The organism is Streptomyces sp. NPDC045955, from assembly GCF_056430805.1.
This window is the reverse complement of the sequence record NZ_JBWKKY010000029.1, coordinates 36,463-53,475: the sequence shown is the minus strand read 5'-3', so window position 1 is coordinate 53,475 and position 17,013 is coordinate 36,463. Positions and strand designations below refer to the sequence as shown.

The 17,013-nt window shown below is 72.5% G+C and carries 13 protein-coding genes; 3 read left to right on the top strand and 10 right to left on the bottom strand.

Features of this window, described 5'->3' with window-relative positions:
* Positions 1-63: 63 nt before the first annotated feature.
* Positions 64-1,131, top strand: coding sequence for a LacI family DNA-binding transcriptional regulator (locus tag AC07F0_RS36505; protein WP_478984287.1), 1,068 nt, complete (start codon positions 64-66; stop codon positions 1,129-1,131).
* Between the two features lie 9 nt (positions 1,132-1,140).
* On the opposite strand, the gene AC07F0_RS36500 is transcribed toward AC07F0_RS36505, so the two are convergent.
* The 5 genes from AC07F0_RS36500 to AC07F0_RS36480 form a co-directional block, all read right to left on the bottom strand.
* Complete coding sequence (locus AC07F0_RS36500) at positions 1,141-3,120, bottom strand: heavy metal translocating P-type ATPase (protein WP_478984286.1); 1,980 nt, start codon at positions 3,118-3,120, stop codon at positions 1,141-1,143.
* A 266-nt stretch (positions 3,121-3,386) separates the two neighbouring features.
* A complete protein-coding gene (locus tag AC07F0_RS36495) occupies positions 3,387-5,048 on the bottom strand; it encodes a discoidin domain-containing protein (protein ID WP_478984285.1) in 1,662 nt (553 codons plus the stop codon).
* Positions 5,049-5,282: 234 nt separating this feature from the next.
* Positions 5,283-6,722 carry an NAD-dependent succinate-semialdehyde dehydrogenase gene (locus AC07F0_RS36490; RefSeq protein WP_478984284.1) on the bottom strand — a complete coding sequence of 480 codons (1,440 nt, stop codon included), beginning with the start codon at positions 6,720-6,722 and terminating at the stop codon, positions 5,283-5,285.
* Positions 6,719-9,595 carry an FAD-binding and (Fe-S)-binding domain-containing protein gene (locus tag AC07F0_RS36485; protein WP_478984283.1) on the bottom strand — a complete coding sequence of 959 codons (2,877 nt, stop codon included), beginning with the start codon at positions 9,593-9,595 and terminating at the stop codon, positions 6,719-6,721. The genes AC07F0_RS36490 and AC07F0_RS36485 overlap by 4 nt, the downstream gene beginning before the upstream one ends.
* Complete coding sequence (locus tag AC07F0_RS36480) at positions 9,592-10,860, bottom strand: aspartate aminotransferase family protein (protein WP_478984282.1); 1,269 nt, start codon at positions 10,858-10,860, stop codon at positions 9,592-9,594. Before AC07F0_RS36480 ends, AC07F0_RS36485 begins: the two co-directional genes overlap by 4 nt.
* A 226-nt stretch (positions 10,861-11,086) precedes the next feature.
* On the opposite strand from AC07F0_RS36480, the gene AC07F0_RS36475 reads away from it, so the two are divergent.
* On the top strand, positions 11,087-12,709 hold the full coding sequence (locus AC07F0_RS36475; protein ID WP_478984281.1) for a PucR family transcriptional regulator: 1,623 nt from the start codon (positions 11,087-11,089) through the stop codon (positions 12,707-12,709).
* A 241-nt stretch (positions 12,710-12,950) separates the two neighbouring features.
* Here the strand turns inward: AC07F0_RS36475 and paaE are convergent, their stop codons facing one another.
* From paaE to paaA, 5 genes are read right to left on the bottom strand one after another with little or no spacing between them, the layout of a single operon-like run.
* Complete coding sequence (paaE, locus tag AC07F0_RS36470) at positions 12,951-14,066, bottom strand: 1,2-phenylacetyl-CoA epoxidase subunit PaaE (protein ID WP_478984280.1); 1,116 nt, start codon at positions 14,064-14,066, stop codon at positions 12,951-12,953.
* Complete coding sequence (gene paaD / locus AC07F0_RS36465) at positions 14,066-14,581, bottom strand: 1,2-phenylacetyl-CoA epoxidase subunit PaaD (RefSeq protein WP_478984278.1); 516 nt, start codon at positions 14,579-14,581, stop codon at positions 14,066-14,068. Before paaD ends, paaE begins: the two co-directional genes overlap by 1 nt.
* Complete coding sequence (gene paaC / locus AC07F0_RS36460) at positions 14,575-15,402, bottom strand: 1,2-phenylacetyl-CoA epoxidase subunit PaaC (protein ID WP_478984277.1); 828 nt, start codon at positions 15,400-15,402, stop codon at positions 14,575-14,577. The genes paaD and paaC overlap by 7 nt, the downstream gene beginning before the upstream one ends.
* 9 nt (positions 15,403-15,411) lie before the next feature.
* On the bottom strand, positions 15,412-15,705 hold the full coding sequence (gene paaB / locus AC07F0_RS36455) for a 1,2-phenylacetyl-CoA epoxidase subunit PaaB (protein WP_020274713.1): 294 nt from the start codon (positions 15,703-15,705) through the stop codon (positions 15,412-15,414).
* A complete protein-coding gene (gene paaA / locus AC07F0_RS36450) occupies positions 15,702-16,688 on the bottom strand; it encodes a 1,2-phenylacetyl-CoA epoxidase subunit PaaA (RefSeq protein ID WP_478984275.1) in 987 nt (328 codons plus the stop codon). Before paaA ends, paaB begins: the two co-directional genes overlap by 4 nt.
* 181 nt (positions 16,689-16,869) lie before the next feature.
* On the opposite strand from paaA, the gene AC07F0_RS36445 reads away from it, so the two are divergent.
* Complete coding sequence (locus AC07F0_RS36445; RefSeq protein ID WP_478984273.1) at positions 16,870-17,013, top strand: hypothetical protein; 144 nt, start codon at positions 16,870-16,872, stop codon at positions 17,011-17,013.

Below are 17,013 nucleotides of genomic sequence, written 5' to 3'. Positions count from 1 at the left end.
TATGCTGTGCTCCTGCCGGGCGGGGCCAGGACCGCCGTAACCGACGTCGAGGAATCGCCCGCCATGACACCGAGCGCCACCGACAGCCCTGTCCCCAAGGGCCGCAGCAGGCGCAACTTCGCGGGGGCGCGGCCGGTGATGGCCGACGTGGCCCGGCTGGCCGGCGTTTCCAAGCAGACCGTCTCCCGGGTGCTCAACGACCATCCCGCCGTCCGCCCCGAGACGCGCGAGGCGGTCCTGGACGCCATGCGCACCCTCGGCTACCGGCCCAGCCGCAGCGCGCGGTCGCTGGCCAGCGGCCGGACCCGGATGCTCGGGGTCATCTCCTTCGACGCCGCCCGGTACGGGCCCGCGTCCATCCTGACCGCCATCAACACCGCGGCCCAGGAGGCCGGTTACCTGGTCAGCTCCATCGCGCTCGACACGGCCGACCACGACACCGTCGTGGAGGCCGTGAACCGGCTGTCGGCCGAGGGCGCGGACGGCGTGATCGCGATCGCCCCGCAGCAGTGGGTGGGCCTGGCCCTGGTCGAGACCGACCTCGGGACTCCCCTGGTGGTGCTGGAGAGCGCCCTCGACGACAGCACGCCCCTGGTCACCGGCGACTCCCGCACCGGGGCCCGCAAGGCCACCGAGCACCTCCTCGGCCTCGGGCACGCCACCGTCTGGCACATCGCGGGGCCCGCCGGCTGGACCTCCGCCGACCACCGCCTGGCGAGCTGGCAGGAGACGCTCCAGGCGGCCGGTGCGGACATCCCGGCCCCGCTCGCCGGGGACTGGAGCGCCGACTCCGGTTACGACCTGGGCCGCCGGCTGGCGCGGCGCCCGGAGGTGACGGCGGTGTTCGCCTCGAACGACCAGATGGCACTGGGCCTGCTGCACGCCCTGCACGAGTCCGGGCGCTCCGTCCCCGGGGACGTCAGCGTCGTCGGCTACGACGACATCCCCGAGGCCGGGCATCTCCTGCCGCCGCTGACCACCGTCCGCACCGACTTCGCCGAGATCGGCACCCGTTCCCTGCGGCTTCTCCTGGACCGCATCGACGGCCCCGGGGGGCAGCCTCGCGTCGACACGCTCGTCCCCGTGGATCTCGTGGTGCGGGCCAGCACCGGCCCGCCGCCGGTGGGCTGACGGCGTTCGTCAGTCGCTTCCCTCGGCGCAGGCCCGCTGCCAGGCCGTCTCCCGCAGCAGACGCAGACCGTTCAGGCCGACCAGGACCGTGGAGCCCTCGTGGCCCGCGACGCCCAGCGGCAGCGGCAGGTTTCCGGCCAGGTCCCAGACGACGAGACCGGCGATGAACACCCCGGCGATGACGAGGTTCTGCACGACCAGCCTGCGCGCACGGCGCGAGAGGGCGACGGTGGCGGGGACCGCCGCGAGTTCGTCGCGCACGATCACGGCGTCGGCGGTCTCCAGGGCGAGGTCGGAACCCGCCCGGCCCATGGCGACCCCGGTGTGGGCGGCGGCCAGGGCGGGTGCGTCGTTGACGCCGTCCCCGACGACCAGCACCTTGCGGCCCGCGCGCTCCATCTCCTGAACGGCCGTCAGCTTGTCCTGGGGCAGCAGCCCGGCACGCACGTCGTCGATGCCTGCCTCGGCGGCGAGGTGTGCGGCGGCCCGGGGGTTGTCGCCGGTGAGGAGCGTCGGGGCGGTGCCGGTGAGCGCGGTGAGCGCGGCGACGGTGGCGGCGGCGTCCGGGCGCAGCCGGTCGGCGATGCCGAGCAGCCCGGCGGGGGCGCCGTCGACGAGGACCAGGACGGCGGTACGGCCGGACTCCTCCAGTTCCCCGGCGACGGCGGTGACCGCGCTGCCGGTGCCGTCCAGGAGGCGGGACGGGGCGCCGACGGCGACCGCACGGCCGCTCACGACGGCGGTCACTCCCACGCCGGGCGCGGAGGTGAAGTCCTGCGCACCGGGCAGGTTGAGACCGCGCTCGCGGGCCGCGTCCACGACCGCCCGGGCCAGCGGATGCTCACTGGGCCGCTCGGCGGCTGCCGCCAGCGTCAGCAACTCGCCGTCATCCAGAACGGATCCGGGCAGCGGCCGGACGTCGGTGACGCGCGGGCTGCCCTCGGTCAGCGTGCCGGTCTTGTCCAGCGCGACGGCGTCGACCTGGCCGAGCCGCTCCATCACCACGGCCGACTTCACCAGCACTCCGTGCCGTCCGGCGTTGGCGATGGCCGACAGCAGGGGCGGCATGGTCGCCAGCACGACCGCGCACGGCGACGCCACGATCATGAACGTCATGGCGCGCAGCAGCGCTTCGGTGAGCTGTGCGCCGAAGGCGAGGGGCACCAGGAACACGGCCAGGGTCGCGGCCACCATGCCCAGCGAGTAACGCTGTTCGACCTTCTCGATGAACAGCTGGGTGGGCGCCTTCGTCTCGGACGCTTCCTCCACCATCCGGACGATCCGGGCGATCACCGAGTCGGACGCGTCGCGCTCGACCCTGATCCGCAGGGCGCCGGTGCCGTTGAGGGTGCCCGCGAAGACCTCGTCACCCGGTTCCTTCGCCACGGGGAGCGGCTCGCCGGTGATGGTCGCCTGGTCCACGTCGCTCGCCCCGTCCAGCACACGGCCGTCGGCGCCGACGCGCTCACCGGGGCGGACGAGGACGGTGTCACCGACCGCCAGCTCCTCGACGGGCACGGTCTGTTCGCCGTCGTCCGGAGACAGCCGGGTGGCCGTAGCGGGGGCGAGATCGAGCAGGCCGCGGACGGAGTCGGCGGTACGGGCGGTGGCCAGCGCCTCCAGCGCGCCGGAGGTGGCGAAGATGACGATCAGCAGGGCACCGTCCATGACCTGCCCGATCGCCGCCGCGCCCAGTGCGGCGACGACCATCAGCAGGTCGACGTCGAGCGTGCGCTCCTTGAGCGCCTTGAGCCCCTCCCAGCCCGGCTCCCAGCCGCCCGTGACGTACGACAGGGCGTAGAGCGGGCCCCAGGTCCAGGAGGGTGCGCCGGTGAGCTGCAAGGGCAGCGCGAGCAGGAAGAGGACGGTGGCCGCCGCGGCCCAGCGCGCCTCGGGGAGCGCGAGGACACGGGTACGCCGCCGGGGGACGGTCCCGGTGCGCGCGGGCTCCGCCCGGTCGACCGGCTGCGGCGTGAGGGTGGAGGTCATCAGAGGAGTCCTTCGGGCGGGGGCATGCCTTCCCACCATACAGGAACACATGAAGACTGATTCATGTCTTCATCGATGACCGGACTCAGCCGTTGCACGCCCTCGGCGCCCACGTGCCGGTAGCGGCCGGCCCAGCGTGCGGAGGTGTGGGACACGAGGGCCCCCTGCGGTCGGGCGTGGATGTCGCGATCCACACCGAACTCAGAAGGCCCTCACCCGTTCAGGCACCCGGCACGCGCGTCACCAGCCTGCCCGGAACAGCACACCTAGTGCTTCTCGGTGGCCCCCCACGTGTCGAGGTAGGACTCGGCGCCGCGGAACAGGTCGTCCACCACGTCCTGGCCGCCGACCCGGCGGATGTCCTCGATCCAGTCCGGGACGAGGCCGTAGTGGGCGGCGCCGTCGGTGTTCAGGTCCCAGGTGCGTTCGCCGGTGGTCTGCCGGTCGATGACGGAGCCGCCGTCGACGCTCTTGAAGGGGTAGGTGACCTTGTTCGGGGCGTCCGCGCCACGTGGGGCCGGCCAGCCGCCGACGCCGTTCATGTCGGTGCCGTAGCCGTAGCCCACGCCGTACTTGTCGCGCAGGGCCTTCGTGCGCTTCGCTTCCGCGACGAAGCCCTCGGAGCCGTGCATGTACTGGGCGATGAACCCGCCGAGGCCGTAGACCCGTTCGGTCCAGTTCAGGTCCATCCAGCTGTGCGAGGAGAGCACGCCGGGGTAGGACTCGGCCTCGAAGATGTCGAGCACCCGGCCGGTGGCCTTGACGCTCATGTGGTCGATCTCCAGCATCATCCCGCGTTGCATCATGCCGCGGACGGCGTACTCGCCGAGTCCGGTGAGTCCTCGGACGTTGCACTGGGCGTCCGCCTTGTACGAGGGAACCCGCACGCCCGCCGGGAGCTTCTTCTCGGCCGTGGCCGCCGTCGCGTCGCCGATGGGGTTGTCGTGCTGCGGGCCCTTGCACGTCTCCGTCTTCCAGAAGGTGCCCGTCGACAGGAACTGCCCGACGTTGATGGCCGTTCCGAGCGTGCCCGAGTCGAAGCGGACACCGCAGAGCGCGTTGTCGAACTTGTGGCACAGGAACATGCTGCGCACGCCCAGCGCGTACAACTCGTCCAGTCCCTTGTCGATGTCGGCCCTGCTGCACTGCGGGATGTCGAGGACCTGCTTGCACCCGAAGGGCTCGGAGGTCTCGACGCCGAGGACGACCGCCAGCTTGCCCTGCTCGATCACCTCACGGGCCTGCGCGCTGTCGGTGACGATCCGGAACCAGCCCTTGCCGGGCCCGCCGTACATCTTGTCCACGAAGGCCTGCATGTCGTACGTCAGTTTGGCCTGGAGCCGGATCGACGTCATCTCGTCGCAGCCGCGGTCCTTGAAGAAGTACACCGAGCAGATGACGCCGTTGGTGACGAGGTCGTTCACCAGCACCCGCTGACCGCCGCGCCAGGCCCGCTCCACCCAGGCGTAGTAGTTCTGCTGGTGGGTCAGCGAGTCGTGGGCCGGCCAGTCCTTGAAGGTGGGCCAGCCCACCGGGTCATGCTTGCCGTCACCCCCGTTGGTGATGAAGTCGAAGATCGCGAGCGAGCCGTCCGGGTAGTGCTCGGGACAGTCCTTGAGCGCGTCGGCGACACCCTGCTCGGAGAAGGGCTTTCCGCAGATCAGACGGCCGCCGAAGCCCTCGTTGGCGAAAATGTGGTCGTGCGCGTCGACGAAGCCGCGCACTTCGCCCTTGACGTCGGTGCCGGTGAAAGGCTCGCCCGTGACGTTGATCCGGGAGTCCGGCGCGGGCCGTGCGGTCGGGTTCCACCAGCCGGATCCGGCCGCCGAACTGGGCGTCGGGCCCAACGCGACGGCCAGCACGAACAAAAGGAGCGACACGACGGTGACGTTCTTGCGTCGGCGGTACGGGCGTCCTGCACTGGTCACGGCCCACGTCCTCGGTCGGGGGGTGGCGGGGTCGACACACCGGCGGCCCGGGCCCCGAAGGCCCGGACCGAGGGCCGGGTTGTCATGACCTCATCCAAGGATCCGACGAGGATGGCCACTGCCGCGTCACGAGTCAAGAGCCCGTGACCGATGACCTACTGACGGGTCATCGGATCGCCGCCGCGGGCGCAGCGCGAACCCCTGGTGCGACCGGCACCAGGGGGCGCGACACCGTCAGCGCACGGGCACCGCGACGTACTGGTACTCCAGGAACTCCTCGATGCCGACCCGGCCGCCCTCACGGCCGAGACCGGACTGCTTGACCCCGCCGAAGGGCGCGGCCGGGTTGGAGACGAGGCCGGTGTTGAGGCCCACCATGCCGACCTCCAGGCGTTCGCTGACGCGCAGGCCGCGGTCCAGGCCCTCGGTGAAGACGTAACCGACGAGACCCCAGGGCGTGTCGTTGGCGCGGCGCAGCACCTCGTCCTCGTCGTCGAAGGTGAGGATCGCGGCCACGGGGCCGAAGATCTCCGTGTCCATCAGGCGGCTCTCGGGAGAGACGTCCGTGAGCACGGTCGGCGGGTAGAAGCAGCCCGGCCCCTCCGGCGTACGGCCCCCGACCAGTACCCGGGCGCCGCGCTCCACCGCGTCGGCGACGAGTTCCTCGACCTTGCCGCGTCCGGTCCTGTCGATCAGCGGGCCGACGTCGACTCCGTCCCGGGTGCCGGGCCCGACCACGAGCGCGCCCATCCGCTCGGCGAGCCGGCGGCCGAACTCGGCCGCGACCGACCGGTGGACGAAGAAGCGGTTCGCGGCGGTGCACGCCTCGCCCATGTTGCGCATCTTGGCGACCATCGCGCCGTCCACGGCCACGTCGAGGTCGGCGTCGTCGAAGACGATGAACGGCGCGTTGCCGCCCAGCTCCATCGAGGCGCGGACGACCGTGTCGGCGCACTGGGCGAGCAGGATGCGGCCGACGCCGGTGGAGCCGGTGAAGGAGAGCTTGCGGATCCGGCCGCCGCGCAGCAGCGGCTCGCAGACCTCTCCGGCGCGGGACGTGGTGACGACGTTCAGCACGCCGTCCGGCAGGCCGGCCTCCTTTAGGATGCCGGCCAGGGCGAGGCTGGACAGCGGGGTCTGCGGGGCCGGCTTGAGGACCATCGTGCAGCCCGCCGCGATGGCCGGGCCGATCTTGCGGGTGCCCATGGCCAGCGGGAAGTTCCACGGCGTGATCAGCAGGCAGGGCCCGACCGGGCGGCGGGAGAGCAGCATGCGGTTGCGCCCGTCGGGCAGTGTGCCGCAGCCGCCGTCGATGCGGACGGCCTCCTCGGAGAACCAGCGGAAGAACTCGGCGGCGTACGCCACCTCTCCCCTGGCCTCGGCGAGCGGCTTGCCCATCTCGGACGTCATCAGGTGGGCCAGCTCGTCGGTGCGCTCGAGGATGAGCTCGTAGGCGCGGCGCAGGATCTCGCTGCGCGCCCGGGGCGCCGTACGGGCCCACTCCTGCTGTGCCTGGACGGCCGCCTCCTCCGCGAGCCGGGCGTCCTTGGGGCCCGCGTCGGCGACCTCGCAGAGGATCTCGCCGGTCGCGGGGTCGTCGACGGGCATGGTGGCGCCGTCTGCGGCGTCCACCCAGGCACCGCCGATGAACAACTGCGTCAGTACCTCGGTCATGTCGTCTCTCCTGGTCGGTCGGCGGCGGGGTCGAGCAGTTCCGCGAGGTGCAGGGCGCGGACGCCCCGGTCTCCGGCGAGATGGTCGATCTGGGTGGCGCAGCTGAAACCGTCGGCCACGACGGTGCGTCCGTCGAGGTGGTCGATGCGCGGTTTGAGGGCGAGATCGGCGACGGCCATCGAGGTGTCGTAGTGCTCTGCCTCGAAGCCGAAGTTCCCGGCGAGTCCGCAGCAGCCCTCGGCCTCGTCGACGCCGCCTACGCCGAGCCGGCGCAGCAGGTCGGCGGGGCGGCGGCCCTTGAAGGTGGCGTACTCGTGACAGTGGGTCTGGAGCACGACGTTCTCGGGCAGCGGCGGCGGGCTCCAGCCCTGGTCGGCGAGGTCGGTGAGGGCCCCGGTGAAGGTGTGGACGCGGCTCGCCACGCGCTGGGCGGCCTCGGTGCCGAGCAGTTCGGGGACGTCACGCTTCAACGCGGCCGCACAGCTCGGCTCCGCCACGATGATCGGCCGGTCGTCACCGTCGTCGAGCGCGGCGACCGTGCGGGCCATGATCTTGCGGGCGACGTTCAGCTGTCCGGTGCTGACCCAGGTCAGCCCGCAACACAGTCCGTCCCGCGGCGCGCAGGGGATGCCGGCGTCGGCCAGCACACGGCTCGCCGCTCCCGCGACCTCGGGGCGGAAGGCGCGGGTGAAGCTGTCGACGAAGAGCACGGCCTTCGCCGGCTCCGCGGTTCCGGCGGCGCGCAGGGTCTTGCGCAGGGTGCGGCGGGAGGCGAAGGCGGGGATCCTCCGCTTGGTCGTGACGCCGCCGAGACGGGCGAGGAGCTTGCCGACCGGCCCGCGCAGCAGTGCGTTGACCGGACGGGCGGCGTGACCGGCCAGGGCGGAGGTCCAGGGCAGCCAGCCGAGGGAGTAGTGGGAACGAGGGCGCAGGCGGCCCTTGTAGTGCTGGTGGAGGAACTCCGCCTTGTACGTGGCCATGTCGACGCCGACCGGACAGTCACTGGAGCAGGCCTTGCACGACAGACACAGATCGAGGGCGTCCTTGACCTCGGTCGAGCGCCAGCCGTCCTGCACGGCCTCACCGCGCACCATCTCCTGGAGCAGGCGAGCCCGGCCGCGGGTGGAGGCGTTCTCCTCGCCCGTGGCCCGGTAGCTCGGGCACATCACCCCGCCCGCGTCACTGCGGCAGCGGCCGACACCGACGCACCGGCGCACGGCGCCCGCGAAACCGTCCTCGTCATGGGGGAAGCCGAAGGCCGTGTCCAGCAGCGGGAGTTCCCGCAGCGCGAGGTCGGCGTCCAAGGGAGCCGGGTCGACGATCACGCCGGGGTTGAGCAGCCCGTCGGGATCGAAGGTCTTCTTGAACGCGGCGAACGCGGCGATCATGCGGTGGCTGTACATGACCTCCAGCAGCTCACTCCGCGCGCGTCCGTCGCCATGCTCGCCCGACAGCGTGCCGCCGTGCCCGACGACCAGCGCGGCCGCCTCGCTCAGGAAGCGCCGCATCACCGTCCGGCCGGACTCGGTGGCCGGATCGAAGTCGATGCGCACGTGGACGCAGCCCGCGCCGAAGTGCCCGTACAGCACACCGGTCAGTTCGTACGAGGTCAGCAGCTTGCGGAAGTCGCGCAGGTAGGCGGCCAGGTTCTCGGGCGCGACCGCCGCGTCCTCCCAGCCCGGCCAGGATTCCCCGCCCTCGACGAGGCGGGCGGCGAGCCCGGCCCCGTCCTCGCGGACCCGCCACAGCGAGCGCCGCTCGGCCGGGGCCTCGACGACCCGTCCGCCGGTCATCCGCCCCCGGGCCCTGAGAGCCTCGAGGAGCTCAGCGGCGCGGGCGTTCACCGACGCCTGGTCATCGCCTTCGAGCTCGACGTACAGCCAGGCCCGTCCCTCCGGCAGCCCGGTGACGGAGTCCGGGCCGCGCCGGGCGCGCATGGTGGCGACGATCGCCTCGTCCATGCCCTCCACGGCGCTGGGTGACCAGCGCAGGATCTCCGGCACGTCCTCGGCCGCCTCGACCACATCCTCGTAGCCGAGCGTCAGCAGTGTGGATGCCTGTGCGGTCGCCACCAGGCGGACCGTCGCGGCGGTGACGACCGCACAGGTGCCTTCGGTGCCCACGAGGGCGCGGGCCAGGTCGAAGCCGTTCTCGGGCAGCAGGTGCTGCAGCTGGAAGCCGGAGACCTGACGCGGGATGCGGCCCAGTTCGGTGCGGATCAGCGCCAGATTGTCCTCGACCAGCCGCCTGAGGCCGGATTCGAGCCGGGCGACGCGCCGCACAGCCTCCGCGTCGCCCGGCTCTGCGGCACGCAGCCCGGAGTGGTCGGCCACGGCCCGCACGCCGTCGGCCGTCACGATCTCCAGGGCCTCGACGTGCCCGCTGGTCCGCCCGTCCCGCACGGACCGGTTCCCGCAGGCGTCGTTGCCGATCATGCCGCCGAGGGTGCAGCGGCTGTGCGAGGACGGGTCGGGTCCGAAGTCGAGCCCGTGCAGGGCGGTGGCCCCGCGCAGCGCGTCGAGGACGACACCGGCCTCGACGCGCGCGGTACGGCCCTCGACGTCGATGTCCAGGATCCGGTTCATGTACCGCGAGAAGTCCAGGACGACCCCGGGCCCCACGGCGTTGCCGGCCATGCTGGTGCCGCCGCCCCGGGCCGTGACCGGGACGCCCGCCTCACGGCAGGCCCGCAGCACCGCGACCACGTCGTCGGCAGTACGCGGGAAGGCCACGGCCCGGGGCGGCAGACGGTAGTTGGAGGCGTCGTAGGCGTAGGGTCCCGTCGCCCCCGGGCCGGTCTCCACCCGCAGGCCGGGCGCGATCTCGGCGATGCGGGCCACCAGACCGGCCAGGTCGCGGGTGGCGGTGGTCATCGCTCCGCCGCTCCAGAGGTGCCGGCCGCGACGGCGTTCGTCCAGGCCTGGAGGCCCTCGTCCACGCCCGCCTCGTCGATCACGAGCGCGGGGATCATGCGGACGACCTGGTTCCACGCACCGCACAGCAGCAGGAGAAGGCCCTCGTCGATGGCCGCGCGCTGCACGCGGGCGGCGGTCTCGGGATCGGGGCTGCCGTCCTCGGTGACGAACTCGGTGGCCAGCATCAGGCCGAGGCCGCGGACGTCGCCGATGCCCGGGGTCCGGTCGGCCACCGCCTCCAGGCCGTGGCGCAGCCGCTTGCCCATCGCCTCGGCGTTCTCGACGAGCTTCTCGTCGCGGACGACGTCGAGGGTCGCGCAGGCGGCGGCGCAGGCGACGGCGTTGGCGCCGTACGTGCCGCCCTGCGACCCGGGCCAGGCCTTGGTCATCAGTTCCTCGGAGGCGGCGATGCCGGAGAGGGGGAAGCCGCTGGCCAGGCCCTTGGCGGTGACGAGGATGTCCGGGGTGACGCCGAAGTGGTCGTGTCCCCAGAAGCGTCCGGTGCGGCCGACGCCGGTCTGCACCTCGTCGAGGATCAGCAGGAAGCCGTGCCGGTCGGCCCGCTCCCGCAGCCCTTCCATGAAGGCGCTGTTCGCGGGCACGTACCCGCCCTCGCCGAGCACCGGCTCGACGATGATCGCGGCCGTGTCGGCGGGCGAGGAGATCGTCTGGAGGGTGTAGTCGAGCTCCTTCAGCGCGAAGCGGGTGGCGGTCTCCTCGTCCCAGCCGTAGCGGAAGGCCGTCGGGAACGGGGTGACGACGACACCGCTCATCAGCGGGGAGAAACCGGACCGGAAGCGGGTCCCGGAGGTGGTCATGGACGCGGCGGCGACCGTACGGCCGTGGAAACCGCCGTGGCAGACGATGACGTTGGGCCGGCCGGTGGCCTGGCGGGCGAGCCGCAGTGCCGCCTCGACGGCCTCGCTGCCGGAGTTGGTGAAGAACAGACTGTCCAGACCGGCCGGCAGCACCTCGCCCAGCTTGTCCACGAGGCGGCGCAGCGGCTGGTGCATGACGGTCGTGTACTGGCCGTGGATCAGTGTGCCCACCTGCTCCTGCGCCGCCGCCACGACCTTGGGGTGGCAGTGCCCGGTGCTGGTGACGCCGATACCGGCGGTGAAGTCGAGATAGCGGCGGCCGTCCTCACCGTAGAGGTGGACGCCCTCGCCCCGGGCCGCCACCACGGGCGTGGCCTGGCGAAGGTGCGGCGACAGTGCGGTCATTTCGTCTCCCGGCCGTGCGTCGAGGTCTGATGGGTTGCTCAGCTCCGGTATCCGAGCATCCAAGCCGCCGCGAAAGGCGACAACGCGTGATCTGTCCAGCCGGAACGCGTTGTTCGGACGTTGTGTCAACCGCCGGACCCCTCGGCTCCCGCCCGCCCCTCCCGTGGGCAGCTCTTGCGCAGGTCAGTGCCGCTTGTCAGAGTGACCGGGCGAGCAGGGAGACACCGTGAACGAGAACCACCCGACGGCCCCGGCCGGTCGCGCGCCGACCGTCGCCGACGTCCTGGCCCTGCCCGTCCTGGCCGCCGGACAGCCCCAGGTCGTCACCGGGCTGGCCCAGCTGGACCGGCCGGTGCGCTGGGTGCACATCACCGAGCTGACGGATCCGGCCTCCTTCCTCAAGGGCGGCGAGCTGGTCCTGACCACGGGGATGCCGTTGCCCGAGGACGCCGCGGGTGTCCGGCGGTACGTCGACGAACTCACGGAGGTGGGAGCGGCCGCCCTGGTCATCGAGCTGGTGCGGCGCTATCACCGTCCGCCCGACGCCCTCGTCCAGGCCTGCCGGGCCCGGGGGCTGCCCCTGGTGACCCTGGCCCGGGACGTCAACTTCCTGGAGGTCACCCAGGTCGTCCACGCCCTCATCCTCGGCAACCAGGCCGATGCGATGCGCCGGACGCAACGTGTCCACGAGGCGTTCACGGCCCTGACGTTGCGGGGCGCGGGCCCGGAGGACGTGGTGCGCGCGGCGGCGGAGATGAGCGGCCGGACGGTCGTCCTGGAGAACCTGGTGCACCAGGCGCTGATCTGTGAACCGTCGGGGAGCACGGTGGACGAGGCGCTCACCGGCTGGGAGGAGCGCTCCCGGGCCACCGCGCCCGGCGACCACACGGAGGTGGGCGGCCCGGAGGGCTGGCTCACGGCACCGGTCTCCTACCAGGGGGAACGCTGGGGCCGCCTGGCGATGCTCCCTTCCTCCGGGGAGGGGCGGGGTTTTGGGCCGGAGCATGTCACCGTCCTGGAGAGAACGGCGATGGCTCTGACCGTCGCCCGGCTCATCCACTCCACGCCGTGGGAGCACACGGCGCACCGCTCCGCCCTGCGGGAGCTGGCGGAGCAGCGCCACCACTCCCCCGAGGACGCCCGCGCCCGTTGTGCCGCGCTCGGCCTGCCCACGCGGGACAGCCGCTTCCTGGCGATCCTCGTCGACCTGGGCACCGGTGCCGGGGGGAGCGAGCACGAGGCCCGGCTGCACGGGGAGCTCCGATCGGCGGGGGTTGCGGCGCTGGTCGGAGAGCTCTCCCCCGGCCGCCTCGGCGTGCTGCTGGCCCTGCGCCCCTCCCAGCCGTGGCGCCCCGTGGCCGAACGTCTGAGCCGCACCGCGCTGAGCCTGGTCCCAAAGGCGATCGTGAGCGTCGGCTCGGAAGTGGCTGAACTCGCCGACACCGCACGCTCCTTCCGGGAGGCGGCCCGGGTCACCGAGGCCACCCCGCCGGGCCAGCCCCTCCCCGCGGACCGTTCCTTCCACGAGCTGCCGGACATCGACCTGCGCCGCCTGCTGTACGCCCTGCGTGCGGACACCCGCGTCCAGGACTACACCGACCGGCGGCTCGGCCGGCTCATCGACCACGACAACCGGCACGGCACGGACCTGCTGACAACGCTGGGCCACTACCTCGACGCCGCCGGCAACAAGACCACCGCGGCCCGCCGCGGCGGCCTGTCCAGGGAGACCATGTACCAGCGTCTGCGCACCATCGAACGCCTCCTCGACACCGACCTCGAATCCGGTGAGCGGCGCACCGAACTCCACGTGGCGCTGACGGCGTTGCGCGTCCTGCGTGACGAGTGAGCGTCACTCGGGCCGAGGCCCCGGCCGCCGGACCGGCCGCCATTCCGGTGAGCCGTCCGCGGCCTCGATCGGGACGGCTCGGGACGCGCCGGTCCGGTACGGGTCCGGGTTCTTCGCCACCTGGATCTGTAGGAGCCGTCCTCGCTCCTGATGAGGTTCGGTCGCCGGTGGCGTTGTCGTCGGCCCACTGACCGATGCGCTGCCGTCCGCTGAGGGCCTGGGCGGCCGGCCTGACCCGGGCTCAGGTGTCGAAGTCCACCGTCAGGGCGTCGGAGACCGGGAACGACTGGCAGGTGAGGACGTAGCCCGCGTCGACCTCGGCCGGTTCGAGGGCGAAGTTGCGGCGCATGTCGGCCTTGCCGTCGGTGACCAGGGCGCGGCAGGTGCCGCAGACCCCGCCCTTGCAGGCGAACGGGAGGTCGGGGCGGGTCTGCTGGGCGCCTTCGAGGATGGTCCGCTCGCGGGGCAGGGCGGAGGTGGTGGAACGGCCGTCGAGGGTGACGGTGACCTGGCTGACCGGGCCGGAGGGGCCGGTCTCGGCGTGGTGGACCTCGCGCACGGGTTCGTCGTCGGCGTAGAACAGCTCCTGGTGGACGTGGTCGCCGGGCACGCCGAGGCCGGCGAGGACCTCCTGGGCGGCGCGGACCATGCCGTGCGGGCCGCACAGCCACCAGTGGTCGGCGGAGTCCACGTCGACCAGCGCGTCGAGGAGCGCCGAGAGCCGGTCGGCGTCGAGTCGGCCGGAGAGCACCTCGGCCTCGCGTGGCTCGCGGGAGAGGACGTGGGCGAGCTGGAACCGCGTCGGGTAGAGGTCCTTCAGGTCGGCCAGTTCGTCGGCGAACATCACCGTGCCCGTGCGGCGGTTGCCGTAGAGGAGGGTGACCGTCGAGCGGGAGTCGGCGGCCAGGACGGACTCGGCGATGGAGACCATGGGCGTGATGCCGGAGCCGGCCGCGATCAGGACGTGGTGGCCGGGTGTGGTGAGGTCGGGCGTGAAGGCGCCGGTGGGGGCCATCACCTCGACGGTGTCGCCGGGGCGCACCTCGTGCACCAGCCAGGAGGAGAACAGGCCGCCGGGTACGACCCGGACGCCGATGCGCGGTGTCGTGCCGGCGGGTGAGCAGATCGAGTAGGAGCGGCGCTCGTCCCGGCCGTCGATCTCACGCCTCAGGGTGAGCGACTGGCCGGGTGCGAAGGCGAACTCCTCGGCCAGGTCGGCCGGGATGTCGAAACTGACGGCCGCCGCGTCCTCGCACAGCGGCTGCACGGCGGCGACCCGCAGGGGGTGGAAGACCGGACGCCGGCGGGCTCGCGCGCGCGGCGCCGGGGCGGGGGCCGGCTGCATCAGGTCCTCCATCAGATCTCCTTGACGTACTCGAACGGCTCGCGGCAGGCGAGGCAGCGCCACAGCGCCTTGCAGGACGTGGCGGCGAAGCGGGAGGTCTCCTCGGTGTCCGCGCTGCCGCAGCGAGGGCAGGGCACGGAGCGGCGGGTCGGCGACAGCACGAGCGGGACCGGTCCGGCGGCGCGCACGGGCGCGGCGCCGGGCGGGGCTATGCCGTGCTCGGCGAGCCTGCGGCGGCCTTGTGGGGTGATCCAGTCGCTGGTCCACGGCGGGTCGAGGACGGTGCGGATCTCCACGCGCGGATAGCCGGCGTCCTTGAGCCGGGCGGCCACGCCGGCGCGCATCTCGGCCATGGCGGGGCAGCCCGAGTAGGTCGGGGTCAGGCTCGCGACGACCGTCCCGTCCGGCTCCAGGGACACCTCGCGCAGCACCCCGAGGTCGGCCAGCGTGAGCATGGGCAGCTCGGGGTCGGGCACCTGCTCGGCGATGCGCCGGGCCCGTCGCGCGTCCAGGGCCGTCGTCACCATGTCGCCTCCGGGTGGGCGCGGGCCACGCCCTGCAACTCGGCCAGCAGCGGGGCGAGATGCTCGGTGTGCTCGCCGGCGCGGCCCGAGCCGGGCAGCGGCCGGTAGACGGGCATGGGCAGCCCGGCCGCCTCGGTGACCTGGTGCAGGACGGCGACGACCTCGTCCCGGACGTCGTACGCCGTGAACAGCTCGCCCAGGTAGGGCGCCACCTGCTCCAGCGCCCTGCGCGTCCGGCGGTGGGACTCCTCGGTGCCGTCGCCCAGCCGCACCACCCACTCGGCCGCGTACTGCCGGTGGTAGGCCAGTTCCTTCACGCCCTTGGCGGCGATCGCCGCGAGCACCGGGTCGCGGTGGGCGGTGAGCCGCTCGAAGTGCGCGAGGCGCCAGCTGGAGAGCACCAGCAGCCGCATGATCGAGAACGCGAAGTCCCCGTTGGGTACTTCGGCCAGGCGTACGTTGCGGAACTCGCCGGCGTCGCGGAAGTAGGCGTAGGCGTCCTCTCCGCGCCCGGTCCCGTCGACCTGCCCGGCGCGGGAGTACAGCAGGCGGGCCTGGCCGAGCAGATCGAGGCCGATGTTGGCCAGCGCCACCTCCTCCTCCAGCTCGGGCGCCCGGGTGGTCCACTCGGCCAGCCGCTGGGCCGAGACCAGGGCGTCGTCGGCCAGGGTGACGCAGAGGGCGGCCAGTTCCCCGGCGTCCACACCGTCGGGGACGGCGGTGTCGACGCCGTGCAGGGGGTCCTCGAAGCCGGTGCCGTAGGCCCAGCGGGTGTCGTCCTCGTGTCCCTCGGCGAGGGTCATGTAGACGTGGTCGTCGCTCATGCCCTCTCCTCAGATGTGCGGGACGTCGTCGGGGATGTCGTAGAAGGTCGGGTGCCGGTAGACCTTGTCCGCGCTGGGCTCGAAGAACGGGTCCTTCTCGTCGCGCGTGGACGCGGCGATGTGCTCGGAGCGCACGACCCAGATGCTCACGCCCTCGTTGCGCCGCGTGTACAGGTCGCGGGCGTGCGTGAGCGCCATGCGGTCGTCGGCGGCGTGCAGCGAGCCCACGTGCACGTGGTTCAGCCCGCGCTTGCCGCGTACGAACACCTCGTACAGCGGCCAGTTCTGCTTCCCGTCGGTCATGCCACCGCTCCCTTCCGCGCGCGGGCGGCCTGTTTGGCGGCGTGGGCGGTGGCCGCCTCGCGCACCCAGGCGCCCTCCTCGTGAGCGGCGCGGCGCCGCTCCATCCGCTGGGCGTTGCACGGGCCGTCGCCCTTGATGACCCGCATCAGCTCGTCCCAGTCGGGCGTGCCGAAGTCGTGGTGCCCGCGCTCCTCGTTCCAGCGCAGCTCCGGGTCGGGCAGCGTCACGCCGAGCTTCTCGGCCTGCGGGACGGTCATGTCGACGAACCGCTGACGCAGCTCGTCGTTGCTGTGCCGCTTGATCTTCCAGGCCATCGACTGGGCGGAGTTGGGCGAGGCGTCGTCGGGCGGGCCGAACATCATCAGCGACGGCCACCACCAGCGGTCCACCGCGTCCTGCACCATCTCCCGCTGCTCCTGGGTGCCCCGCATCATCGTCATCAGCAGTTCGTAGCCCTGCCGCTGGTGGAACGACTCCTCCTTGCAGATCCGCACCATCGCCCGCGCGTACGGCCCGTACGACGACCGGCACAGCGGCACCTGGTTGCAGATCGCCGCGCCGTCCACGAACCAGCCGATCACCCCGACGTCCGCGAAGGACAGCGTGGGGTAGTTGAAGATCGAGGAGTACTTCTGGCGGCCCTCGATCAGCCGCTCGGTCAGATCCGCGCGATCGGCGCCCAGCGTCTCCGCCGCCGAGTACAGATACAGCCCGTGTCCGGCCTCGTCCTGGACCTTCGCGAACAGAATGGCCTTGCGGCGCAGTGACGGCGCGCGCGTGATCCACTCGCCCTCCGGCTGCATGCCGATGATCTCCGAGTGCGCGTGCTGCGCGATCTGCCGCACCAGCGTCTTCCGGTAGCCCTCCGGCATCCAGTCACGCGGCTCGATCCGCTGATCCCGCGCGATCGTCGCGTCGAAGTGCTCCTGGAGAACCGGCTCGGTCTCGTCCGCCCCCGGGGGGCTGGAGTGTGTCGTGTCCATCCGTCCCACTTCCCAACCGACCATTCGTTCGGTCCATCATAGAACGACCGTGCGCGCCTTGGTAAGACCCCACCCGCTCTTGACAGGCCCCGGGGCTGCTGGATTACTTGGCAACGCCGAAGCTGACCGAATGGTCGGTCGGGTCACGGGACGATGCGATCGAACTACAGGGTGGTGCGAAGTGCCCCATACCGCTGACGTGACGCCGTCCACGGCGATGTTCGCCGCGGACGAGGCCGTGGCTCCGGCGTACCAGGCGGCGTCCTCGTGGTGGCGCGGGCCGGGGAACGCACCCGGTACGGCCGCAGCGGCCTCCACGACGTGA

Coding starts and splice junctions, on each gene's coding strand:
- AC07F0_RS36480 (WP_478984282.1), bottom strand. CDS start 10,860: ATGACCGCACTGTCGCCGCACCTTCGCCAGGCCACGCCCGTGGTGGCG.
- paaE (WP_478984280.1), bottom strand. CDS start 14,066: ATGGAGGACCTGATGCAGCCGGCCCCCGCCCCGGCGCCGCGCGCGCGA.
- paaA (WP_478984275.1), bottom strand. CDS start 16,688: ATGGACACGACACACTCCAGCCCCCCGGGGGCGGACGAGACCGAGCCG.
- paaB (WP_020274713.1), bottom strand. CDS start 15,705: ATGACCGACGGGAAGCAGAACTGGCCGCTGTACGAGGTGTTCGTACGC.
- AC07F0_RS36490 (WP_478984284.1), bottom strand. CDS start 6,722: ATGACCGAGGTACTGACGCAGTTGTTCATCGGCGGTGCCTGGGTGGAC.
- paaC (WP_478984277.1), bottom strand. CDS start 15,402: ATGAGCGACGACCACGTCTACATGACCCTCGCCGAGGGACACGAGGAC.
- paaD (WP_478984278.1), bottom strand. CDS start 14,581: ATGGTGACGACGGCCCTGGACGCGCGACGGGCCCGGCGCATCGCCGAG.
- AC07F0_RS36485 (WP_478984283.1), bottom strand. CDS start 9,595: ATGACCACCGCCACCCGCGACCTGGCCGGTCTGGTGGCCCGCATCGCC.
- AC07F0_RS36500 (WP_478984286.1), bottom strand. CDS start 3,120: ATGACCTCCACCCTCACGCCGCAGCCGGTCGACCGGGCGGAGCCCGCG.
- AC07F0_RS36505 (WP_478984287.1), top strand. CDS start 64: ATGACACCGAGCGCCACCGACAGCCCTGTCCCCAAGGGCCGCAGCAGG.